This window comes from Parabacteroides sp. AF14-59, from assembly GCF_003479515.1.
Lineage (GTDB): Bacteria > Bacteroidota > Bacteroidia > Bacteroidales > Tannerellaceae > Parabacteroides > Parabacteroides faecis.
Map to the genome: position 1 here is coordinate 35,634 of NZ_QUHH01000022.1, position 25,452 is coordinate 61,085.

The following is a 25,452-nucleotide window of genomic DNA, read 5'->3' on the forward strand; positions in this document are numbered from 1 at the left end:
AATGGACAGACCTATTGAAAAGAAACCCGTATATTACCGTTACCGCTGGCATATTGCCGGAGGTGTAGCTTTTATAATCCTCCTAGTGTACGTTTCCATCGTTGCATCCGGAGGACGAAAACTACGTACAGAGGCCGACAACCTTATTATCGGTGAAGCACAAGCGGATAAATTCCTCGAATACGTAGATGTGGAGGGCGTCGTTCAACCGATCCTGACCATTAAGATAAATGCCCGGGAAGCCGGAAGCGTCGAACGGATCGTGGCAGAAGAAGGGACTATGATGGAAAAAGGAGACACCATCCTGACCCTGAATAATCCGGACCTGGTACGTACTATCGACGACCAGCGGGACGAATGGGAAAAGCAGCTGATCTCCTACCAGGAAAAAGAGATCGAAATGGAACAGAAAAGCCTGGACCTGCAGAAGCAGACGCTACAAACGACCTACGAACTCAACCGACTGAAAAAGAGTTTCGCCCTCGATGAAGAGGAGTTCCGTATGGGTGTAAAAAGTAAAGCACAGCTGGAAGTACAGCGGGATGAATTCGAATATAAAACACAAAGTACGGCTCTGCAACTGGAAGGTTTGCGCCACGACAGTGCAGCAACCATCCTCCGCCGCGAACTGATGAAGAACGACCTGGAACGGGAACGAAAGAAATTCGACCGCGCTCAGGAACGTATGGAGAACCTGATCGTCCGTGCTCCGTTGGCTGGACAGCTGAGTTTCGTCAAAGTAACTCCGGGCCAACAGGTACAGAGTACAGAGGCTATCGCCGAGATCAAGGTACTCGACCAGTTCAAAATACATACCTCACTCAGTGAATATTATATCGACCGCATCACCACCGGCCTCCCCGCCACGATCACCTGGCAGGGAAAGAAATATCCGTTGCGTATCACCAAAGTAGTACCGGAAGTAAAAGACCGTAACTTCGATGTCGACCTTGTCTTCACCGAAGAATCTCCCGACAATGTCCGTATCGGAAAAAGCTTCCGTGTACAGGTCGAACTGGGACAGCCGGAAGAAGCCTTGGTCATCCCCCGCGGAGATTTCTTCCAGACTACCGGCGGACAATGGATATATAAACTGAACGAGGCAGGAACAAAAGCACGTAAAGTAAGCATCAGCATCGGCCGCCAGAATCCGCAGCAGTATGAGATCACCGGCGGGTTACAAGCAGGCGACAAGGTTATTGTCACCGGATATAGTACTTTTGGCGACGCGGAAGAATTGATTCTGAAATAAAAGCAGAAAACAGATACCATGAAAATATTACTACTTGCTATACGCTCACTTAGCCGTTTCCGACTCTATACTGTAATCAATATACTCGGACTGGCAATGAGTCTGGCATGTGTTATGATTATCTCCCGGTATGTATATCGGGAATTGACAGTCGATCACTTCAACAAAAAGTTGGATCGCATATGTCTGGTTACCCAACATTTCGACAGCGAGATAATGCCTCGCTTTTCTTACAATTTCAATCCTAAAACAGGCATAGGAGACGCCCGGCTGGCCAATAACCCATCCATTGAAAAAGTAGCTCCGTACTCTTCCTTTGCAGAGGATTATGTACTGATTGATGACCAAAAATACAACACCCGCATTCTGGTTACCGACACCACCTTTCTGCAGATACTCGATTACCCGGTATTTGCCGACAACAAGCAAGTGGCGTTGCTAGATCCTCAAGGAGCAGTCATTACCCGGAGTTTTGCCCGTAAATTATTCGGCACAGACAAGGATATAGTAGGAAAAAGCATACAACATTCTATTGGTAAAACACTTACAATCACAACAGTTCTTGACGATCCTGCCGACAAGAGTTCCATTCAATTCGACCTGCTCGTTTCCTGGCAATTGCAAGAGAGATGGGGACGTATCTTCCATGCTATTGTATTACTGGCTCCAGGTACAGATATAAACAAACTGAATAAAGAATTTACCGGTAACAGGAAAGAAGGGAATAATGAAATACCCTACCAACTGTTACCTCTTGGTAAATCTTATTTCGACAAAACGGTCAACCTGTTCGATGACACTCATCTAAGGGGCAATTATAGCAATGTATTGGTCCTCGCCGGTGTCGCACTTCTGATCCTGCTGGTGGGTATTTTCAACTTCATCAACATCTATACTGTGCTGATGTTAAAGCGGGCACGCGAATTGGGTATGAAGAAAGTATTCGGAGCGAAAGCCTCGCAAATGCTGATTCAACTGGTGTGTGAAAACATGACAATGATAGGTTTGTCTCTTTTTATTGCCTGGATACTGATAGAGATCAGCAGAGGCGCCGTTGAATCCGGTTTAGGAATTTCACAGGAAAGCAACCTGACATTCGACATTTTACTTTCAACCGGTATTTTATTTCTGTTACCGGCCATTACTTCTGTATATCCTTTTATCAGATATAACTACACTCCCCCTATAACTTCACTACGTTCAGTAAACATCAGCGGTAACTCCGTCGTTTCACGTTCTCTCTTCATCGTATTCCAATATATGATAACCTGTTGCCTGATTGTTATTTCACTGTTCTTTATGAAGCAACTCTATTTTATGCTGAATGCAGACCTGGGTTATAAGACAAAAGACATTGTCAAAGTTCAGTTCATTCAGCACCCCAGCAATGTATGGAGTATGCCGGATGAAGACCGGGCAAAATATTTCAATAATATCAACCGGCTGGATGATGAAATAAAGCAGAAGATGGATGCCAGTCCTCTCTTCCGTCAATGGGTATACGGAGATAGTCCCCATAATATACAGGAAAGCGGCATTCGTCTGAAGACACAGGATGGGGAATATAAGGAAGTTTGTTCAGCCTACATGTCTGCCTCCAATATACAGATGTACGGCCTGCAATTAAAAGAGGGCCGCTTCTGGAATGACTCGATCGATAATACATACAGTTACCAGTTCATTATTAATGAAACGGCACAAAAGTTGCTTGGCATAACAAATCGGGATGCCGTGTTATTACAGCCGGAACGTCGTTTGTGGATAACCAGCCGGGCTGATATGGACACCAATCCCCCCTATCAGATCATCGGTGTGGTAAAAGACTTCAAGTTCACCCACCTGTCCAAACCGACACCTCCCTTGGTTATTTCCAATTCCGGCAATTACAACAGCCAGAAACTAATGGCATCTATCGTCCCCGGCAAGAAACAGGAAGCGATTGCTTTCCTGAAAAAACTCCACGACGACACAGTTGGCGGTGAATTTGAATATTCATTTGTCGAGGATGAAGTTAGCGCTATGTATAGAGAAGATAAAAAAACAGCTTATATCTATTCCCTATTCACAATCATAGCCATCCTGATCTCTTCATTGGGATTGTTCAGCCTATCGTTATTCGATGTGCAACAACGATACCGTGAAATCGCCATCCGCAAAGTGAATGGTGCAACGACCAATGTTGTCATGGCAATGATGTTACGCAAATATTTCAAACTTTTGGGGTTAGCCTTTATGATATCCATCCCGATTTCACTTCTGGCTATCTTCAGATATCTGGATCACTTTGCAAATAAAGCACCTATCTCCTGGTGGATCTTTGCTGTCGCCTTACTGATTACGGCCGGTATATCTTTGGCAACACTGATCTGGCAGATACGGAAAGCGGCACGGACCAATCCGGCCGAAGCTATCAAATCCGAATAAACTAATTATATAATACATCCCCATGAAGATCATCCTACTAGCCATACGCTCACTGATGCGTTTCCGTTTATACACTGTTATCAATGTACTCGGTCTGGCATTGAGCCTGGCCTGTGTTATCATTATCAGCCGATATGTATATAGCGAAGCGACGACCGATCATTTCAATAAAAATCATGAACGGATGTATCTGAGTGTACGCCACTGGGGGGAGGGAGAACAAAAAACACTCTTATGCACAACAGACAACGTACTCATGAAAAGAGACTACGTCAATCCGCTGGACATTCCGGAAATAGAGCAAAGGACCTCCTTTGTCTCCCTCGGTAATGCAGAGATCAAAGTCGATGAAAAAAGATTCAAAGCACATGTCCTGGCAACAGATACCTTCTTCCTTCAGATACTCGACTTCCCGGTCATAGAAGGAAGCCGTTCCCGGCTATTGACTGACCCTAAAGAAGCCGTCATCACAAAACGGTTTGCACAGAAATTATTCGGTGAAGAAAGTCCGATCGGCAAGAGCTTTGACTATAACGGAAATATTCTGACTATCAAAGGTATTATCGGAGAGCCACATACACAAAGTTCGCTAGCTTTCGACCTGCTGATATCCAAAGAACTACAATGGCGTTGGCCGCCGGTTAATTATTTCAGTGTCGCTCTGGCTTTTCCCGGTGTCGATGCCAGACAGATCAACGAGAAACTCAAAACGGACTTTCATAAGGCGGGTAGTAAAAGTTTCTTTTTCCAGGTCATACCGCTCGACAAACTGTATATGGATAAAGCCATTGACAAAGGACAGGACACTTTCCGGCAAGGAAATGCCGACAGCCTGAAAATACTGTCGTTTGTCGCCATACTGTTATTATTTATCGGCTTGTTCAACTTTATTCATATCAGCTCGGTCGTTATCATTAAACGAGGCCGTGAACTGGGAATGAAAAAAGTATTCGGGGCAAGACCTGTACAACTGTTTATCCAGCTATATGCAGAGAATCTGGTACTGACAGCTATCGCTCTTTTTCTTAGTTGGATGATCATCGAGATCACCCAGCCGATGCAAATCAATCAACTGGGTATCATCGCTACTGTCGGTTCATCCTTCAACACAGTCCTAACCCTTATCCTCTTGCTCGGATTGCCGTTGATCATCACGCTGTACCCGTTTTTCAATTACAGCTACCGGCAAACGATCCGTTCGCTTCAGGGAATTACTCCCGGAAAAAACAAAATGGGTACCCGTTCTCTTTTTCTTGTCGTTCAGTATGTGATTACCTGTTGCCTGATCATTTCTTCCCTGTTCTTTATGAAGCAATTACATTTTATGCTGAATGCAGACCTGGGATATCGGACGCAGGACATCATAAAGGCCTGGTTCATACGTCCTTCTTCCAAAATGACTTATGGAGAAGAAGACCAGAAACGATCTGATGATATTTCTTTTACTGTGCAGGAAGCACTCAAAGCATCTCCCCTATTCCAGACATTCTCTTACGGAGAAAGCCCGTATGAATTGCCGGACGATCAGTTTAACAGGATAAATATGCGTATTCCGGGAGGAGAATGGCAGGAAGTCCTTCAAGTGAAACTATACAAAAGTTTCTTTGATGTATATGAAATACCGGTTTCAGCAGATAAGTTTCCTCAAAGTGAAAAAGAAGTACTGATGAATGAAACCGCCAGAAAGTTATTCAGTCAGAATGGGCAAGCCCCTACGGAACTGGAGAGAGATTCGTATAATGATACCGAGTCGTTTCTGGTAAAAGGTTTTACTCCCGAATTTCAGGTAGTACACCTCTCCCAGAGCAACCAACCGATTGTCATCACCCTCAAAGACGTACAGGACGAACTGTTCTGGCCGGGGAAACTAATGGCTTCCATTGTACCCGGACGCCGCCAGGAAGCGATACAACTTCTGAAAGGATTGCATGATAAGACCATCGGGGGTGAATTTGAATATACCTTCGTCGAAGATGAGATCAGTGCCATGTACGAAAAAGACCGGCTGGTAGCCCGGATTTATACTGTTTTCACCTTAATTTCCATCCTGATATCTTCTATGGGCTTATTCAGCCTTTCTCTTTTCGATATTCAGCAGCGCTACAAGGAAATAGCAATCCGTAAAGTAAACGGAGCGACAGTGGGAGTCATCACCAATTTGCTGTTGCGAAAATATTACAGGCTGCTGGGGCTGTCTTTCATTATCGCTACACCTCTTTCCTGGCTGGCTATCACGAAATATATGGAGAACTTTGCCAACAAAGCACCGTTATCCTGGTGGATTTTTGCTGTTGCTTTCCTGCTGACCGCAAGCATATCGCTAATCACCCTGATCTGGCAGATACGAAAAGCAGCACGGACAAACCCTGCGAAAGCAATCAAAACAGAATAAATCCGGAAAACAGACAAGCATATCTATGCAATTCAGACATAAAAGCATTCACCGTTCACCATACTATCGTATATAACTAATATAATGACAATTACAATACGACATCCAGGTGAACGGTTAAGCAAAAGGGTGAATGGTTACTACAAACCCTTCACCCTGAACTACTATCCATTATCATATAACCCATTAACCCGCCGACAATAGTATATTAACACAAAAATGATAACCCAATAGCTTAACGACCATGCCCGGCAAGCTTTTCGACCACTGTCATTAAGCTTAACCACCTACGTCGACAAGCTTAACGATGGCAGTCAAAAAACGACCGGATAATATGTTTACCATTAGCTATATATTGCTTTCCGATTAGTTCCCAATTATATGAATGATAGTAGGATTAAGGGAAAGGTTCGGAATTTATCAATAATGGGCTATCCCTTTATCAAAGTGACTTAGCCATTACAGGTTTATTTGCCGTCAGTTTTAACTGACGGTTAACAAGTTGCTTCTCTTTATTGGCTTCAGCCACATTTCTCTTTACATAGAGAGACTCTTTAAATGGGACTAAAGTCCAAAGAGATAGAGTATTTACTTATCCGTCGGTTAAAACCGACGGCAAATGGACCTGTAACTATACCAGCCCTATTGATGACTGATGGTTTATAGCTGAATAGTTCAAATCTTTCTAAATTGGCACATGGGCATATTGCCACATTGGCTCAAATATTTTCTATGTATGACCGCGAAACCGATTAACAAAGTATCCTTCTTCTTCTGGTGTAAACAATTTCACTCTATAAAGCCTCGGCAGGAGGCTGGGGTGAAGGGTTCGGATAAACCATTCACCTTTTAGTCAAACCATTCACTCGATTTACCACAAGATAAACAACTAATAAGCAACAACTTATATACATAAAGGTGAAGAGTGAACGATTCTTTCCTAAAATGTAATGGAGAACAACGCCTCAGCCTGGAATTTACCGTAATCGATCGGCTGTATCAAGCGTACACCGGTAGTTAACGGGAAGCTCATCCGAAAAACATTCCAGTCGAATATCAGGTCAGTACCGAAAGAACTCTGTGTCGTCCAGTCACGCCCTTTCGCTGCCTGGTTACGGTTGAGGTCGTAAAACAGATTGGCACGCAAACGCCGGATATAAGCCAGTTGTCCCAGACTAAGGTCCGGAGAAAAGAGAGAAAAAGCATAATCCGCTTTAAAGGCAACCTGCTGCCGGGTCTGATACATAAAATCATATCCACGAGGCTTTTCGATCAGGTGCTTCGGCAAATACAACGTTTTATTGTCCACACTCTGATATTGATATCCTACCCGTAGCATCAACCCGTGGTTACGCAGGATGCCGGGCCAGTAAGTAGTAAGGCGCCCTGCATACAGGCTTCCGTAATTCTCTTTGTTGAAAGGAGATTGCAGGTATTGTAGACGCAACTGATATCCCCACCGGGGAAGAATATCACGCAATGCTTTCTTGCGGTAACTGTAAAACAACACTTCCGGCAGGATATATTGGAAATTGCTATATGTACGGCTTTCGTATTGCTGGTACTTGTCGTTTGTAAAATAGTATGCAACAGCCGGTTGTATTCCACGTATATAATGGTTGCGGGTCAAATTGAAAGGAAGATAGACACGTGCTTCGGCTTCCAGCAACGTCCGCTTCACTGTTTTGGCCTGCGCAACCTCTTTTCCTTTGTCGTTGGTCATCCAGGTTACATCGAATGCCTTTCCGCCATAGTCGGCGGCTATATCGATAACCGGGAACCAGCCTTTGTAAGTAAATGACAACTTACCATGATGTTCGCCCTTTCGATAATACCATCCCGCCTGCATAATGGCTGTATTCAACGTATTTTGTGACAAGACCATAACACCGGGTTTCACGATCGTACTCAAATCGTCGGCACCTGTATTCATAGCCTCTGCCACATCATAATAGAAAGGAGCCCAGCTGTGAAGTTTGAACGTATGTAATCCCTTCCGGTAAGGGCGGGGAGCAAATTCGATGGGGGTCAGTTCAGCAGAATCGAGATTGAACTGTTCCTGCTGCGCCAACGAAGCGACCAGCGGAGAATGAAAAGGCTCTCCCAGATCAGCCTTTTCAGCTTTCAGGCTATCGACCGGCAACGAACCGATACGGTATCCCTCTGCCTGATAATCCGAATAGAGAAGTTTGTCTTTTCCGGGAGAAAAAGCAGGATCGAACGCCCCAAAGCGGGCAGATGTCAACCGGTAGACGGTTGTATCCGGGAGGTTCAGGGAATAGATATTATTGGTTCCGTTTGCCCCCGATTCAAAATACAGCTTACCGCCACTCCAGAATGGAGCAGTGATATTCACAGAGGTAGTTGCCAGCAACTCGCTCCATGCACCGGTTTGCGTATCCAGTTGTAACAAGCTTATCCCGGTATCGGTAACTGCCACAGCGGTTATCTTTCCATCATCACCAAAAGTCAGTTCTTTCAAAAAGGCATTATCAGGCACTGTAAAATAACGTTGTTCCTTCCCTGTTGCCAGATCGACCAACACCAACTGGTTTTCACCGCTTACCGTAAAACGGGAAACAGCCGCTGTACGATTATCCTTATCGATGGCCGGAGCCAGATAACGTTGGCGGGGAGTGAGTGTCGTCAACCGCCCGGTCTCCAGGTCATACTGTTTGATAACGGAATAGTTTTCATGTGTCCAGCGGAGTCCGGGAACGACCTCCGTCCAGTATAACCGATTGCCCGCCAGGTTCAGACGGCTATTGATCGTACCGAGGTAACATAGCCGCTTCTCTTTCCCGTTCGTTACCGATACCAGCGAATTAATATCCTGTATTCCCGATTTAACGGCAATGACCGTCGAATCGTTCACGGCCTGCGGATAACGGTAGGAGGTGTACATCCCGGATGCCGGAGAAAGGAAAGCAGGCGTGACAGCCGCCGTATCCATCTTTTCCCACTCTTTACGCAAAAAACCGAATGTTTCATTATACAGTCCGTCGATACTGATTCCTGCATTATGTTTGAAAGCATTGCTGAACATCGGGATCGCAAAGAAACGGTTCACATAACGAGTGGTAGTCTTATCCCAGATATCCGGTCCGAAACGGTGACGGGCAAAAGAAGTCAGATTATACCCCAACGCATAATAATCGCCGGTATAATCCTTATAAGAACCCAGGTACCATTTATCGAACGAATAATTCTTACCTTCTCCCAGCATTTGGGCACGGTAAGGCATACTGAATTCCGGCAACCGCCCTCTCCCGCCGTTCGACATGGAAGTCTCCGTTCCGACAGCGTCGCCCTCCAGAAACCAGCTCGGCATGAAAAAAGCAGCCACACCGGCAGCCTGTTCGCCTATCACATAATATAACGGTTTAAACCAGCCCCGCATAACCTTGCTGGTCTGAAGGACATGGCGCGACTCATGCAGCACGAGGTGTTTATCCCAGCTTACCCCGTCGAGTTTAGAGGAAGGTGTCGTGATCAGCTCCATACGGCGCGGTGCCCACGATACCAAGCCGTTGGACGACATATTAGCCGGGTGAAGGATCACCGGAAACTTTTTCTGCATGCCGATACCTATCGTTTTCTGCAAATGCGGATAAGCATTCTCCAGATAGAGTGCATATTTATAAGCCATCGAATCGTTTCCCTGCGGATAGACCAGATTATAATGAGGCAATTTAACGATGTTCCATTTGAAGCGTGCCGGATCAGAACCGTAATCAAGAAACTGTGCCTGCATACTTAAAGAAGTAAGCAAGCCAAATACAGCTAAAAACAGGTATCGAAACGTAGGTATCTGCATATTTTATAGAGTTACAGACCACAAAACTATAAAATATAACCAAGTAGCTTCACTTTTTTTATAGCAAAATTCCCCTACCGTGCGTAAACGAACGCAATTCGTGCGGATACACACACCACCGTCAGTTCCAAACAAAGCATAACACACGTATTACTAACCACTTATCCCTTTGGCACGTCTTTTGTATTTTCAAATGTAATTATAACAGTGCGCCCATGTTAAAACACTACTTACTGATTGCAATACGCAATCTTTTAAAATATAAAACCCAATCGATCGTCAGCATTATCGGCCTGGCGATGGGTTTTACCTGTTTTGCACTGGCAACCCTGTGGATCAGGCACGAAATGACCTACGAGAACTTTCACGAGGAAGCGGAACGCATTTTCCTGGTCCGTAACGAAGACAAAAACAGTAACGAGGGTTTGGCCACAGTCACCCCTTCCCCATTGGCAGCCTATCTGCAGGAAACATTTCCCGAAATAGAACAAGCCTGTAACGTGTCGGACAGTAAAATGGAATTCAAATACAAAGGGATCACTTATCCATCTTATCAGATCCAGATGGATTCCGCCTCCATGAAAATATTCCCGATCCGGTTGGTTAGTGGAAATGCCAATTTCCTTGTCAACGGCAGTAAAGAAATAGCCATCACAGAAGAACTTGCCGGAAAACTATTCGGAAAAGAGAACCCGATAGGGAAAGAACTAAGCATATACGGCCTGGAAAGTCCCATTTGTGCAGTGGTCAAAGCCTGGGAGCCTCATACAAACATGCCTTTTGAAATAGTAAGAGCCAATTATACGATCCCGGTCTGGTACGCCTCCGGATGGACGACTTTTATCAAGCTAAGGAAAGAGGCGGACATCAAGGCTTTCCGTAAAAAGATATATGAGCATACTATTGAAAAAGATAACGCCAAACTGGAACATTTCGTACTGACCCCGATCATACAGATGCGATACGACCATCCCATCCGGGAAGCGACCATCAAATTCAATCACATCCTGTTGTTTGCCTTGTCGGGCGGTCTGGTCATCCTTTGTTCGCTGTTCAATTACCTGACTCTGTTCGTCAGCCGGATACGGATGCGCGGAAAGGAAATAGCCTTACGCAAAGTATGCGGCTCTTCCGATAAACACCTGATGGAGTTATTTTCTATAGAATATGTATTAACGCTATTGACTGCTATATTTATCGGGATGTTACTGATAGAACTGATACTACCCACTTTCCGGGAATTATCCGAAATAAAAACGACGACAAACGGAATCTATCAGGAAGCTATCGGCTATTCCCTTTTCGTAGCATTACTGTCGTTCCTTATTTCTCTGCTTCCTATCCATTATTTCCGCCGCCAATCGCTGAATGCAGCAATAAAAGGAACGGAAAAAGGGAAAGGGAAGAATTATTTCCAGAAATTCTTCCTGGTCTTACAGTTTATTATCAGTATCGGATTCATCTTCTGCACGCTTGTGATGATCAAACAGATACATTACTTATCACATACCGACCGTATAGTGGAACGGGTAGGAAGAGCCTCCATCACATTCAGTGCCAAATCATCCGAAGCCAGCCTGCGGGAAGAACTTAAGCAAATCCCCATGATAACCGAAGTCCTTTCAGGTAATCACAACTCTTTCATTCCCCGAAACGGAGCAAGCTATATACCGGTGAAAGAATGGGATGATAAGCCTGCATCTGCCGATGAAGTACTTTTGGAGACGATTGCCAGCGGCGAAGGAATATGTAATTATTATAATCTGAAACTACTGAAAGGCACTATGTTAAGGGATGACGACCGGAAAGAGAAAGTGATGATCAACGAAACGGCCGCCCGTCTGTTTGGCTGGGCAGATCCGATCGGAAAATCTTTCCTCAAAAGCGACTCTACCCGGGCACAGATTATCGGTGTAATACGCGATTTCTGTAAAGATTCGCCTACTATCCCCGTGAAACCGGTGGTATTTACAGTACAAGAACTGTTCTGGTCTATTAACTCCAGTGGCAATCTCCTTTTCATTTTCCGTGAAGGGCAATGGCAAGAATGCAAACGGCGGATCGAGGCGTTGATCAAAGAGAAACACCCGGAATTCACTTTCTACGGATTAAATAATACAGAAGAAGAGTTCAATAAGTTCCTGCAATCGGAAAATGCCCTGATCAAGTTACTCGACTTTGTATCCATTGTCTGTATCCTTATCTCCGTTTTCGGCATTTTCTCGTTGGTCACTCTTAACTGCGAACAACGCCGGAAAGAGATTGCTATCCGTAAAGTGAACGGAGCGTCAGTCGGAATAATCGTCCGCATGTTCTTCAAAGAATACTTATTATTACTTTGTGTAGCAGCAGCCATCGCGTTACCTGTCGGTTACCTGATCATGAAAGCATGGTTGGAAAACTACGTTATACAAACAACAATCCCCTTCTGGATCTACCTGATATTATTTATATCCCTTGTCATGATCACAATCACTTGCATATATTGGCGAATATGGAAGGCTGCAAGTAAAAATCCGGCAGAAGTTATTAAATTTGAATAATACAATATATATGAATATGATACAACACCATATCAAACTGGCCATACGTAACCTACTGAAATATAAGACGCAATCGCTAATCAGTATCATCGGGTTAGCGGTTGGTGTCTGCTGTTTCGCCATCTGTTCCTATACGTTAAGAGTTGACTTAAACTGGAATCACAGCATCAAAGAGGTAGAAAGAATATGCATCGTTTTTACAGAAACAGAGAAAGGTACCCAGACAAGTTATTCACCTTTTGCCTCCGCTATGCTCGCAAAGGAGTTTCCTGAAATAGAATCGGCTACCGCCTACAGCCAAGTACAACCCTACACGGAGAAGTTATGCGAAATCAGAAAGACGGATGGTACAGCCAATTATTTCAAAGAGTTGTTTGTCTTTGCCGACCATCATTTTCTGGACTTTTTCAATATACGGCTAATCAATGGAAACCCCAATGAAATAGATCAGACACCCGATGCTATCCTAGTTACAGAGAAGACCGCCAATAGATTATTCGGAACAACGGATGTTATTGGTAAAACCTTCACCGATATTAATGATTTTGACGATACCCAAAAAGTATTTACCATCCGGGGAGTGATCGAAAACTTTCCAAAGCAAAGTGATCTGGAAAGATACAGCGGTATCGAACTGAATACAACAAATGAAGCAATCTGTTCTCCCGATAGATATATCTATTACGACGGATTCAATTCATTCGTAAAAATCAAACCGGGTATAAATATCGACAAGCTAAACGAAAAGCTTAAAAAAAGCACGTTGAAATATCCTAAAAATAAAAATGAAATTGCAGAATCTATTGTTCAGTTAAAACCACTGACGAAGCGTAATACGCTCTACAAAAGAAATTTCTTTTCTGACTCAGGAACTATTTTCTTTATTATCGGACTGCTGGTACTACTGACAGCTCTCTTTAATTATGTACTGTTCATCATCGGACGGATGATGAACAGGATCAAGGAATGCGGCATCCGTCAAGTGAACGGAGCGACAAAGTGTTCCATATTCTATCTGCTTTTCATTGAAGCTTCCATCGCCTTTCTGATAGCCTGTACTTGTAGCTTCGCTATTGCAGAACTGGTCATTCCACATATTAACAGTCTTAATCCTGATTTTTCAATAGACAATAGTTACGTAGTACAACTTCTTACCCAATACAGCATTATCGGTTTAGGTGGTATTGCGCTTCTGTGTCTGATCGTTATTCATAATCTGGGTAAGATATCCCTTATACAAAGTCTGTTCAGTAATCAGATCATACGCCGCCATAGTGTTTTACGGAATATATTCATATCCATACAACTCGTTATCTGCTTCCTGTTCCTGGGAACTACCTGGTTTATCAAACAACAAAGCGATCTGATTGAATACCGGCTGACGAACGGACTGAGTGAAACCGACAAAACCTCAACATTCGACGTATCTCTCAACGGAGATAAGCTAACTCCCCACCGTCCGGAAATACTACAAAAATTACGGCAAGACCCAAAAGTCGAAATCGTTTGTCGTAACGGAATGGGATTTTCCGGAGCCTGGCAGTTGAGAGAAGGAAGCTTTTCGTGGGAAGGGATCAGTGATGAGGAAGCTAAAAGCACCATGGGCCATATCTATACCGATCCATCTTTCTTTGAACTTGTCAACCAAAAATTACGGGACGGACGTCTATATAGCTCAGAAGAAACAGACAAAGCAGTTGTCAACGAATCTTTTGCACGGTTATTCAATCGAAATCCTATCGGTATGCAAATAAATGTGAGATATTGGGGTACGGAAATGAGTAACTTCCAGGTGGTCGGAATCGTTTCAGATTTTATAAATAATCGGTATGAAATGAATACCCGCCCGGTTCTTCCTTGTATTTATATGCCATTTCCCCAAAACAGTCTTAACATGAGCTGCTTAGTAAAAATCAAGCCTGAATATAGGAAGGAATTTCCGGAGATCATGAAAGCCGAACTATCCAAATATGTCAATCAGGCCACTCCCACTTATATTTTCTCCATGAAAGATGATTCCGGTTTTTATGTGAGTAGAGAACAGAATATATTCAAACTGACAACCATATTTTCCATAATATCTATTATCATCAGCCTACTGGGAATATACGCATCGGTTACTTTATCTACCGACAGAAGGAAAAAGGAAGTAGCCATCCGCAAGATCAATGGAGCGACACCTGCTACAATTGTTCATATGTTTTGCAAAAGCAACCTGTTGCAATTGTTTATTTCTGCATGCATTGCTTTTCCCATATTGATATTGTTACTAAAATCGTGGTTGGAAAGTTATGCTGAGAGAATCTCCATCGGTATTCTACCTTTTATCCTGATATTCCTGCTTATGGCAGCAATCGTTGCCTTCACGATAATATGGCAGCTTTGGAGAATAGCCCGGATCAACCCGGCAGAAGTTATTAAATCCGAATAAACAGAAATATTATGAATATGCTACGACATTATATCAAACTGGCGATACGCAACCTGATAAAATACAAATCGCAATCCGTTATCAGCATCATCGGACTGGCTATCGGTTTTACCTGTTTTGCCCTGTCTACCTTATGGATACGTTACGAGCAGACTTACGATACCTTCCATGACGGTGCCGACAGGATCTATCTGGTAAGACCTGAATCAAAGACCACCAATAACGGCCTATCCGAAATTACTCCTTATCCGCTGGCCGGTTATCTGAAAGCGACTTTTCCCGAAATAGAAGATGCCTGCAATATGCAAGCATGGGGAACGACTGTCAGATATAAAGGTACGGAATATCGGTCTTTTAAAATGGACATTGACTCGGCAGCCATGCATATGTTCAAACTAAAAATAACAAACGGGAATCATAACTTCCTTACAGAAAACAGCAATGAAATAGCCATTACCGAAAGACTCGCACAACAGCTTTTCGGAACGGAAAATCCACTTGGACAGGAACTGGAGTTATATGGAGAGAAAAAAAAGATATGTGCTATTATCCAATCCTGGAGCCGTCATTCTAACATTCCATACGAAATTGTCGGGAATTTTTCGCCGGGAGATAACCGGTCGCAATGGTATGCCAGTATGTGCCAGACTTTTATAAAACTGAAAAAAGGGGTCGACGCACAGAAATTTATCCAAAAGTTATATGAACATACCTATGAAACGGAGAACTCGATCGTAGTAAAGAAAAGTGTAGCGACCCCTATTACAGCCATGCGGTATGACCGTCCAAACCAGGGAGTAACAGTTAAATATGAACATATCCGGCTTTTCGCCCTGGCTGGCGGATTAGTCATACTCTGTTCGCTATTCAACTATCTAACCCTGTTTATCACCCGTATTCGCATGCGTGACAGAGAAATAGCTCTACGCAAAGTAAACGGTTCGTCCAATCGTGAATTACTGATGTTATTTTCTACCGAGTATTTGATCACCCTGGTTTTTGCAATATTTTTCGGACTGATCCTACTGGAACTGGTAATCCCGACTTTTAAGGAGTTGTCGGATATTAAATCGGATAAGACAAGTATTTACCTGGAAGCACTCAGTTATTCCGGCATTGTAGCAGCCTTTTCATTCATTTTGTCATTATATCCGATCTACTACTCCCGAAAGAAAAGTCTGAATGCAGCCCTAAAAGGTTCATCAAACGGAAAAGGGCAAAACTCTTTTCAGAAAGTCAGTATGGTATTACAACTGATTATCAGTATCGGTTTTATCTTCTGCTCTACTATCCTGATGAAACAGATACATCATTTGAATCATACGGATCTGGGAATCGAACGTGCAAATCGCGGAACAATCCAGGTTTATCCGCCAATTGACGGTCTTAAGGACGAACTGGCTAAAAATCCCTATATTGCAACGATCGTTCCGGCGAACTTACCCGGACTACTTCCGCGTAATGCCCGCGCTTACCAAACAATCAATGAATGGGAAGGAAAAACAGATTCGACCTCTACTGTCACTTTAGAAATTATAGACTGCAACGAAGACTACTTTAAGTTTTACGGTCTGCAGTTGCTGAAAGGGACATTCCCTTCAGATGATAAAAGTATGATAATAAATGAGACAGCAGCCTTACAGATGAATATGAATGATCCTATCGGTAAGGGTTTTCAGAAAAAAGTAATCACAGGCATCGTCAAAGACTTCTATATTGCTCCGCCTACCATTCCGGCCAAACCGATGATGTTTACCCTGGAGGACGGATCAAGCGTATCCTCCGATATCATCTTCCAATATCAGAATTGCGACTGGAGCTCTTGTAAGAAACGGATCGAGCAACTGATCAAACAGATGAATCCTAACATAATCCATTATAACATAATATCTATGGAAGAAGAATATGAGAAGTTCCTCAAATCGGAAAACGCATTGCTGATGATGTTGGATTTCGTTACCCTGGTTTGTGTGTTGATCTCCCTGTTCGGTGTTTTCTCACTCGTCACCCTCGACTGTGAAAAACGCAGGAAAGAAATAGCCATACGCAAAGTGAACGGCGCGGAAACCAGTCATATCGTGAAAACGTTCCTATTGAAATATATGTTCTTGTTAGTGATCGCATCCGTCATTGCATTCCCTGTCGGTTACCTCATCATGAAACCCTGGATAGAAGGCTATGTACTCCAGACAAGTATCGATTTCTGGATTTATCCGGCCATATGGCTGGCACTAGCCTTACTCATTATCACATGTACCGGTTTGCGGATCTGGAAAGCAGCCAATCAAAATCCGGCAGAAGTCGTAAAATCAGAATAAATAAAAATGAAAATCATCCTGTTAGCAATACGAACCCTCCTCCGATTCCGGCTTTATACGGCAATCAATATACTGGGACTGGCACTCAGCCTGGCCTGTTGTATATTGATATTCCGGTATGTCTACGGAGAAATGACGACCGATCATTTTATTCCCGAAATAGACAGGGTTTGCTATACAGTGATAGAAGATGAAGTATCTCACCAGAAAAGACTCTACGGTCTGTTACCTGAATATGGATATACCCCAAACCCATTGGAAGATCCGGCTGTGGAAATTGTATCTACACTATTCCAAAGTGACGAAGATCAGATTACAGTCGATAATAAACTGTACAATGTTGCCTCTTTAGCCGCAGACACGAATTATCTGAAAATAGTACCGATCCCCATACTAAAAACGTCCCGGAATAAATTATTAGAGAATCCGCAAGACGCAATAATCTCGGAAGACCTATCCCGATTAATATTCGGGAAAGAAGATCCGATCGGTCAACAAATCACCACCTCGATGGGAGAGATGGTAACCGTCGTTGCCGTCATGGGTAAACCGGACACCCGATTTTCCATGCCTTTCGACCTGCTGATATCGAATGAATCGGCCAACTACAGAAAATATTCAATGCCCCATTCCCTTGTCAAATTACATAAGGGGCATTCTGCAGCCTCCGTCAACAAGGAATACGAAGCATTCCGTAAAATGTCCAATTTCACCAACCGCCTGCGCATCTGCTTTTACCCTCTACAGAAGCTATATTTCGATCAGCAGGTAGTCACATACCTGGATAAACGGTTGGTAGGGAATTATACACACGTACTTATTCTGATAGCTATTGCCGTATTGATCATGCTGGTAGGATTATTCAATTTTATCAATGTCTACACGGTGTTGATCCAGAAACGGGCACGTGAATTCGGTATGAAAAAAGTATTCGGAGCAAATACCCGCCAAGTAGCCGTTCAATTGTATGCTGAAAACTTATGTATGACTCTCGTAGCTTTATTTCTGGCATGGGCATTCATAGAGACAGGGACGTTGCTGGTCAATACTTTTCTAATGATCCGGATTCCTTCGCATTTCTTATTTGACGCCAGCCTTTCTGTTGGGATTCTGTTCCTGTTGCCTTTTATCACAGCCCTATATCCCTTCTTCCAATATAATTATTCTTCGCCGGTCACTTCTTTGAAAAAGATCGGGAGAGGCGGAGAATCTACTATATCCAGAAAAGTATTCCTTTGTTTACAATATATTATCACACTGGCTTTAACCATCGTATCTATCTATTCTATCCGTCAGTTAAACTTTATGCTGAATACCGATCTTGGATATGAAACAGAGAACATTATCAAAATTTCACCCATAGAAGGACCACGGGGTAGCGATATGAGCATGTGGAATAAATACAATCTGATCGTTCGGCAACTGGACAGAAACCTGAAAAATACCCCATCGCTCATCAAGCTGCATAGTTATTCTCCCGGGCCACTCAGTCGTTTAGGACAAAATTGCTGGGCACATATTCCGGGAAAAGAATGGACAAGTATAGGAACCCAGGTAAGCAATCAAAATTCCTTCCGTATTCTGGGGATAGAGGCAATTGAAGGACGGCTATGGAATGACTCCATCGATAATAATATGGATCTTTCGATTGTTATCAATGAATCGGCAAAAAGAGAACTGGGTATTACAGATATCGATGAAACACCAGTCATTCTGGACCGCCTGCTTGTTTACAGTCCGCAAACGAAAGAGCAACCGGCTCCCAGGTATCAGGTTATCGGAGTTATTAAAGACATTTGTACCCAACATTTGTCTAAAGGCTATGAACCGATGATTTTCTTTTATTATAAAGAAGGTTTTTCATCCGGTCTATTAGTCAGTATCGTTCCGGATAAAAAACAGGAAGCAATCGACTTTCTTCGAAAAATATACAACGAGTCATGTGGAAATGAACTCCCTTATACATTTTTGAAAGATGAAGTGTTGTCAATTTACAAGGAGGATAAGCAATTGGTAAGTGTCGCCTCTCTTTTCGCGATTATAGCCATATTGATTTCTGCTATGGGCTTGTTCAGTTTATCCCTGTTCGATATACAACAACGGTTTCATGAGATATCGATTCGGAAAATAAACGGAGCGACGACTAAAGCTATATGGCAAATGTTATTTATCAAATACAGTCAATTATATGGAATAGCCTGCCTGGTCGGTTTGCCTTTATCCTGGCTGGCCATCACTTTATACATGGTCGATTTTGCCTACAAAGCCAATATCGCCTGGTGGATTTTTGCCATTGCGATCCTTTTGACCGGAGGTATTTCATTCCTCACTCTGATCTGGCAAATACAAAAAGCGTCCCGTACAAATCCGGCAGATATTATCCGTTCCGAATAACAATAAAATAATACAGATATGAAACAGTTCTTATATTTACTCGCCTGTCTTTCCCTATTGGTATCCTGTAATAAACAGAAAAGCCAAGGAGGCATAAAAACATATAAAGCCGGTACGGAGATCACTGGCGAACTGTCCGGCGAGGTTGTTTTTGCCGGAAATGGGATACATAACTACTACGATATAGCGATTACCAACGATTACTATGCATTTCTGGACTATTACAGCGACACACTCCTGCAAGTGAGAAATAAAAATGATTTCTCACTTTATCAGATCGAACCGAGAGAGAAAGATACGTTCTCTATTGCTTATCCGTCTTTTACCAAATATGACTATGCCAACAGCAAGAACAGGATCTCCATCTGGGACAATGATTCACATCAATTGAAACGCATAGACCTGGATCAGACACAGACTTCTCCTACTGTCTCTGCAGAGCTTATATCTATGACAAACTTCATTTCCGGGAATATCTGTACAAACTGTTGCATCACGTCCAAAGAACTATATGCCGTTTCATTCAATCCGGGTAAACCGCAGGTTTTCTTCTCTTCCAATAAAATAACAGGGCAATATGCTGTTCCGGGTTATCCCCGGATCACAGTTCCGATGCCTGACGATGTCCTGAGAAAAGCATACGTCAGCGACCTGGTTATCAACGAAGAAAAAGGAGTAATCGTCGCAGCCTTACGTTTTATCGACGGTATCAATTTCTATGATCTGAATTGTGATATGACGGCTTCGGTCTCTTTTGCCGATTATTATACAATACCGGTTCCTGACATAACCAATAAATATCTGGATGCCGAACAGAGTAAAAAATGCTTTATCGACATCTGTAGTTCAGACAAATATGTATTCTGTCTGTTCGACGGATCGACAAACTTTACCGGCAATTCGGTCATCTATGTATTCGACTGGGAAGGGAAACAAAAAGCGGTGTTGCAGGCAGACCGTAATTTGCGAAAGATTGCCACAGAGAAGTCCGGCGAATACTTGTTAGCTTTATCCCCCAACGGAGAAGGAGGCCGGGATGTTATCAAATATAATTTAAAGAACAAAATTTAATTCTAAACCATGATACGACATTATATCACTATCGCTTCACGTAATTTTGTCAAATACAAATTACAGACCCTTATCAGCGTTATCGGACTGGCGGTTGGACTCGTCTGTTTCACCTACGGAATGAAATGGTTGGAATACGAAACTTCCTACGACGGTTTTTATCCGAAGTCCAAACAAATGTACACGCTCTACGGCATCAACAAACAAACCGGGAAAAAAGAGAGAAAATTGCCACTCGTTCTGGCCCGTAAACTCAAACAAGATTTTCCGGAGATAAAAGAGACCGCACTGGTATACGGGAATTTCGTTTCCATCTTCAAATATAACGACCAGACATTGGAAGACCCGAAGGAAATATTTATCGACAACAACTTCTTTACCCTTTTCCCCAGGAAAGTTCTTAGCGGTCGGCAAACGAATCTGTTGCATTCGCTGGATGAAATAGTCATAACCCGCTCTTTCGCCCTCAAATATTTCAAAAGTCCGGAAGACGCGATCGGGAAAGTGATGAAAAACGGATACCGGGAAACACTTACCATCGTGGCGGTAGTAGAAGATGCACCTGCTAATTCCGCATTTAAACAGAATGTCTTCGAATTGGATAAGTTTACCACTGAAATGACAGACAGAATATCGGAAGACAGACAATGGAGCCAATTTGAAAATGAAATTTATCTGCTGTTAGAAGATCAAGCCAGTGCGGATGTATTCAAAAAGAAGCTGCAAACTTATCTGGAGAAAAACAACTATCTGAATACACTTGCGATAAAGATGATTCCGTTAACAGATATGCGACACACGTTCGGAAGCGAGTTATCGTTTAACCTGTCCTACATCCGCACTTTTGCCATAACGACCATCCTGTTGTTGTTGTGCGTATTCTTCAATTTCGTCAATCTTCTCCTGAACCGTATCTATCAGCGTATGAAAGAAATAAGACTCCGAAATTCGATAGGTGCCGGTAAACGGGAATTGATTATACAACTATTGACCGAACTCACATTACAGACAGGTATAGCCTTTGTTCTGGCCTTTTGTCTGCTGGAACTCAGTTCTTCACTGTTCTGTAAAACCTTCGAGACGAAGATAGCCAACCATGATTTCTATATAAGCCTTATTATTACAACTTTAGTCAGCTGGGCGGTATTACTCTTTGTCTCATTTCCACTATTACTGCGTTTCATACGAACATCTTCACTCATGTTGTCCGGAGGTATTTCTGCCAACCGGAAAGGTTCATTCCGAAAAGTCAGCATGACCATTCAGCTCGGAATCTGCGTATTCTTCCTGATGAGTACCTTCATCATGCTTCGGCAAATCTCATTAATGAAGCATAAGGATCTGGGATTCCGGAAAGAGGGGCTGATTCATATCACAATGAATTATCGTGACCGTTCCGGAATCACCCACGAACTGGCAACTCTTTCGATAATCGATGAATTTGTTCAATGCGGCATCTTTTCTATCACCCACGAACCTTATACACAGAATGAAGTGCATTGGGAAGGAAAGCCGGACGATTTCAATCCGAATTTCCAGGTAATCAAAGTAGGAAGTAATTTTCTGGATGCATTCAAAATCCCCTTATTAAAAGGTAATTTTATAGACGAAGGTAATTCGGACCCGGAAGACTGGACCACGCCGGGCAACACTGCCGTCATCAATGAAGAAGCAGCCCGGATCATGGGAATGGACAACCCGATCGGAAAAAAGATCAGTATCTGGAACGGCGTCATTTACCACGACGGAAAAAGGGGACAAAAAGAGATGGAAATAGTAGGCGTCGTCAAAAACTTCCAGGCGGCCAGTCTGCGTAACCCGGTACTCCCGATGATTATCACACTCGACGGAAGTAAATGGAATAGTTACTACTATTACGCCCGTGTAAAACCCCAAAATGAACAAGCTGCCATTAAAGCCATACGGACAGTTTTCGAAAAATACAAAAAAGAAGGAGATACAGTTCCCCAAATACAAACAATGACAGATGTTTTCAACCAGTTGAATCAGTCGGAAGATGCCAGCCTACAGCTATTCTCTTTACTGGCGATACTCTGTACTTTGATCTCTATCTTCGGAATCTATTCCGTTTCATCCAGTAATATTGCACAACGCAGAAAAGAAGTAGCCGTGCGCAAAGTGATGGGTGCCTCGTCAAAAACAATTATCAGCATGTTCTTCAAAGAGTATCTGACAATCGTAGTCATTGCCAACGTCATTGCCCTCCCACTAGCCTGGCTGTTTATGCACGGATGGCTGGAGCAATATCCTTATCGCATCAATATCGGTTTCTGGATGTATGGTATCGTATTATTAGTAACAAGTGCCTTGATTATCTGTACCGTTCTCTATCAGACATTAAAAGCATCAGAAACAAATCCGGCAGAAGTCATAAAAAGCGAATAACAAAATAAATTACTAAAAACTGTCATCAGCCATGTTGAAACACTATATAATTATAGCCATACGTAATTTTGTCAAATACAAATTACAGACCGTCATCAGTATTGCCGGATTGGCAATCGGATTGGTATGTTTTGCGTATGGGATCAACTGGCTGAAATATGAAACTTCATACGACGGTTTTTATCCCCGATCCAAACAGATATACATGCTCTATGGGGTAGACAAACAGACCGGAAAGAAAACAGAGCAGTTACCTCTTATACTGGCAAGAAGGTTAAAACAGGATTTCCCGGAAGTAATAGAGACTACTCAAATATACGGGAAGTACGCATCTGATTTTTCCTACAATGAAAAGCGTGTGCCTAATCCCGACGAAGTCTTTATCGACGAAAATTTCTTCTCTTTCTTCCCGCAAAAAGTAATTTGCGGAAGGCAAGATAATATCCTGCAATCATTAAACGATATTGCGATAACCCGTTCTTTTGCAGTTAAGCTGTTTGGTACTCCGGAAGAAGCATTCAATAAAGTATTAAGTAGCGGTTATGAGAAAAGTCTCAGAATTGTTTCTGTACTGGAAGATACACCCGACAACTCCATGTTTGCCGGAGAAGCTTTCGAACTGGACCGGCATGCACGAAAGGCAGAACAAGAGATACCGGAAGCAAATCAATGGATGTATCTAAATACTAAAATATATCTGTTACTAGATAAAAACACGCATATCGACGCATTCGAAAAAAAGATAACAGACTACACCTCTACCCATAAATACAATGAAACTATCTTTTTGAAGTTAATTCCTATCACAGACGTACGGCATACGTTCGGTACCGAACTATCTTTTAACCTTACTTATATACGGACTTTTGCAATAACCGGATTTCTATTGCTACTCTGTGTATTTTTCAACTTTATCAATCTACAGATCAACCGGACTTATATACGAATTCGGGAAATGAAGCTGCGCAGTGCAATCGGAGCAGGAAAAAAAGATTTGATCTGCCTCTTATTATTGGAATATTCATTGATGATATTCATTGCGACTTTACTGGCATGGAGTTTAATGGAGGTCACATCACCTTTGTTCAGACATGTTTTTCATACAGCAATCGGAAATAAGGATTTATATGCGGATATGATAAAAATCTCACTGTTCAGTTGGATAATAACTATTTTGATCTCACTCCCGCTGTCTCTGCAGTTTATCCGAACCTCCCAACTGTTAGTATCCGGAGGGGTTGCGCCTCATCGGAAAAGTTGGTTCCGCAAAATAGCAATGACAACCCAACTGGGTATCTGCGTATTTTTTCTGATGTGCGCTTTCATCCTGCTCAAACAAACCTCTTTGATGAAAAACAAGAATCTCGGGTTCGAAAAAGAAGGCTTGATACAGATTACCATGCTGAATGATGACAGGGATGGTACTGCACATGAAATTGTCTCCCTTCCTATTGTTAAAGAACTGGTGATAGCATCGTTTTTCTCTATCATGCATGAGCCTTTTTCATTAACGGAAGTAGAGTGGGAAGGGAAAGGCCCGAATACTAAAGTTAATTTCCATATACTGGAAGTCAGTAAAAACTTTCTGTCCACTTTCCAAATACCTTTATTAAAAGGTCGGGAGCTGGAAGATACTGATCTTGTTAAAGGAACAAGACGTCTTATGAGTTCTAAAGCACTTATTAACGAAGAAGCGGCACGTATCATGGGATATACAGATCCGATCGGTAAAAAACTCAGCTTTTGGAACAATCAACAGCAAGACGTAGAAATTGTCGGTTTAGTAAAAGATTTCCAGTCTACCAGCCTGAGAAATCCGATTCTTCCCGTTATCATTATATTAAATCCTTCCCAATGGAAGAGCTACTTTTACTATGCTAAAGTAAATCCGGGGAATGAAGAAAATGCCATCAAAGCGATCCGGAATGCTTATAAAAAACATGCATTCCCCCACGACCAACAACCGGAAATTACAACAGTAAACGATGTACTGAAAGAGTTAAGCCGGTCGGAAGATGCAAGCCTGCAACTATTCTCTTTACTGGCAATACTCTGCACGCTCATATCCATCTTCGGACTTTATTCCATATCCTCGGGTAATATAGCCCAACGACGGAAAGAGGTAGCTGTCCGCAAAGTTATGGGAGCTACCTCACGGACTATTATCAGCATGTTTGTCCGGGAATACCTGTCGATCGCACTCATTGCCAATCTGGTAGCTCTTCCTTTGGCATGGTTGTTCATGCACGGCTGGCTGGAACAATATCCTTACCGGATCAGCATCCATTTATGGATGTACATCACCATTCTGTTATTAACAATTATCCTGATCATATCTACCGTACTTTACCAGACTCTCAAAGCGTCTGAAACGAACCCGGCAGAAGTCATAAAAAGCGAATAA

The 25,452-nt window shown here is 42.8% G+C and carries 11 protein-coding genes; 10 read left to right on the forward strand and 1 reads right to left on the reverse strand.

Annotation, left to right across the window (positions count from 1 at the left end):
- The first annotated feature begins 1 nt into the window (after position 1).
- From DWW23_RS19925 to DWW23_RS19935, 3 genes are read left to right on the forward strand one after another with little or no spacing between them, the layout of a single operon-like run.
- The gene (locus DWW23_RS19925) at positions 2–1,252 is read left to right on the forward strand and encodes an efflux RND transporter periplasmic adaptor subunit (protein ID WP_122355452.1); all 1,251 of its coding nucleotides are present in this window, start codon (positions 2–4) and stop codon (positions 1,250–1,252) included.
- 18 nt (positions 1,253–1,270) lie between these two features.
- On the forward strand, positions 1,271–3,676 hold the full coding sequence (locus DWW23_RS19930; protein WP_122355454.1) for an ABC transporter permease: 2,406 nt from the start codon (positions 1,271–1,273) through the stop codon (positions 3,674–3,676).
- Between the two features lie 22 nt (positions 3,677–3,698).
- Entirely contained in the window at positions 3,699–6,068 is a 2,370-nt protein-coding gene (locus DWW23_RS19935) for an ABC transporter permease (protein ID WP_222941118.1), read from the forward strand.
- A 940-nt stretch (positions 6,069–7,008) separates the two neighbouring features.
- On the opposite strand, the gene DWW23_RS19940 is transcribed toward DWW23_RS19935, so the two are convergent.
- Complete coding sequence (locus tag DWW23_RS19940) at positions 7,009–9,885, reverse strand: hypothetical protein (RefSeq protein ID WP_122355458.1); 2,877 nt, start codon at positions 9,883–9,885, stop codon at positions 7,009–7,011.
- Positions 9,886–10,100: 215 nt separating this feature from the next.
- On the opposite strand from DWW23_RS19940, the gene DWW23_RS19945 reads away from it, so the two are divergent.
- From DWW23_RS19945 to DWW23_RS19975, 7 genes are read left to right on the forward strand one after another with little or no spacing between them, the layout of a single operon-like run.
- Positions 10,101–12,428 carry an ABC transporter permease gene (locus DWW23_RS19945; RefSeq protein ID WP_122355460.1) on the forward strand — a complete coding sequence of 776 codons (2,328 nt, stop codon included), beginning with the start codon at positions 10,101–10,103 and terminating at the stop codon, positions 12,426–12,428.
- A 10-nt stretch (positions 12,429–12,438) separates the two neighbouring features.
- Positions 12,439–14,859, forward strand: coding sequence for an ABC transporter permease (locus DWW23_RS19950; protein ID WP_147382633.1), 2,421 nt, complete (start codon positions 12,439–12,441; stop codon positions 14,857–14,859).
- An 11-nt stretch (positions 14,860–14,870) separates the two neighbouring features.
- Positions 14,871–17,177, forward strand: coding sequence for an ABC transporter permease (locus tag DWW23_RS19955; RefSeq protein ID WP_122355464.1), 2,307 nt, complete (start codon positions 14,871–14,873; stop codon positions 17,175–17,177).
- Between the two features lie 6 nt (positions 17,178–17,183).
- Positions 17,184–19,571, forward strand: a complete 2,388-nt coding sequence (locus DWW23_RS19960) for an ABC transporter permease (protein WP_122355466.1) — start codon at positions 17,184–17,186, stop codon at positions 19,569–19,571.
- A gap of 18 nt (positions 19,572–19,589) precedes the next feature.
- The gene (locus DWW23_RS19965) at positions 19,590–20,642 is read left to right on the forward strand and encodes a hypothetical protein (protein WP_122355468.1); all 1,053 of its coding nucleotides are present in this window, start codon (positions 19,590–19,592) and stop codon (positions 20,640–20,642) included.
- A 9-nt stretch (positions 20,643–20,651) separates the two neighbouring features.
- Positions 20,652–23,048, forward strand: a complete 2,397-nt coding sequence (locus DWW23_RS19970; protein ID WP_122355470.1) for an ABC transporter permease — start codon at positions 20,652–20,654, stop codon at positions 23,046–23,048.
- A 31-nt stretch (positions 23,049–23,079) separates the two neighbouring features.
- Positions 23,080–25,452, forward strand: a complete 2,373-nt coding sequence (locus tag DWW23_RS19975) for an ABC transporter permease (protein ID WP_122355472.1) — start codon at positions 23,080–23,082, stop codon at positions 25,450–25,452.

What these genes read in the sequence shown, in the direction of transcription:
- DWW23_RS19955 (WP_122355464.1), top strand. Translation starts at nt 14,871, where the DNA reads ATGAATATGCTACGACATTATATCAAACTGGCGATACGCAACCTGATA.
- DWW23_RS19925 (WP_122355452.1), top strand. Translation starts at nt 2, where the DNA reads ATGGACAGACCTATTGAAAAGAAACCCGTATATTACCGTTACCGCTGG.
- DWW23_RS19940 (WP_122355458.1), bottom strand. Translation starts at nt 9,885, where the DNA reads ATGCAGATACCTACGTTTCGATACCTGTTTTTAGCTGTATTTGGCTTG.
- DWW23_RS19930 (WP_122355454.1), top strand. Translation starts at nt 1,271, where the DNA reads ATGAAAATATTACTACTTGCTATACGCTCACTTAGCCGTTTCCGACTC.
- DWW23_RS19965 (WP_122355468.1), top strand. Translation starts at nt 19,590, where the DNA reads ATGAAACAGTTCTTATATTTACTCGCCTGTCTTTCCCTATTGGTATCC.
- DWW23_RS19970 (WP_122355470.1), top strand. Translation starts at nt 20,652, where the DNA reads ATGATACGACATTATATCACTATCGCTTCACGTAATTTTGTCAAATAC.
- DWW23_RS19960 (WP_122355466.1), top strand. Translation starts at nt 17,184, where the DNA reads ATGAAAATCATCCTGTTAGCAATACGAACCCTCCTCCGATTCCGGCTT.
- DWW23_RS19945 (WP_122355460.1), top strand. Translation starts at nt 10,101, where the DNA reads ATGTTAAAACACTACTTACTGATTGCAATACGCAATCTTTTAAAATAT.
- DWW23_RS19950 (WP_147382633.1), top strand. Translation starts at nt 12,439, where the DNA reads ATGAATATGATACAACACCATATCAAACTGGCCATACGTAACCTACTG.
- DWW23_RS19935 (WP_222941118.1), top strand. Translation starts at nt 3,699, where the DNA reads ATGAAGATCATCCTACTAGCCATACGCTCACTGATGCGTTTCCGTTTA.
- DWW23_RS19975 (WP_122355472.1), top strand. Translation starts at nt 23,080, where the DNA reads ATGTTGAAACACTATATAATTATAGCCATACGTAATTTTGTCAAATAC.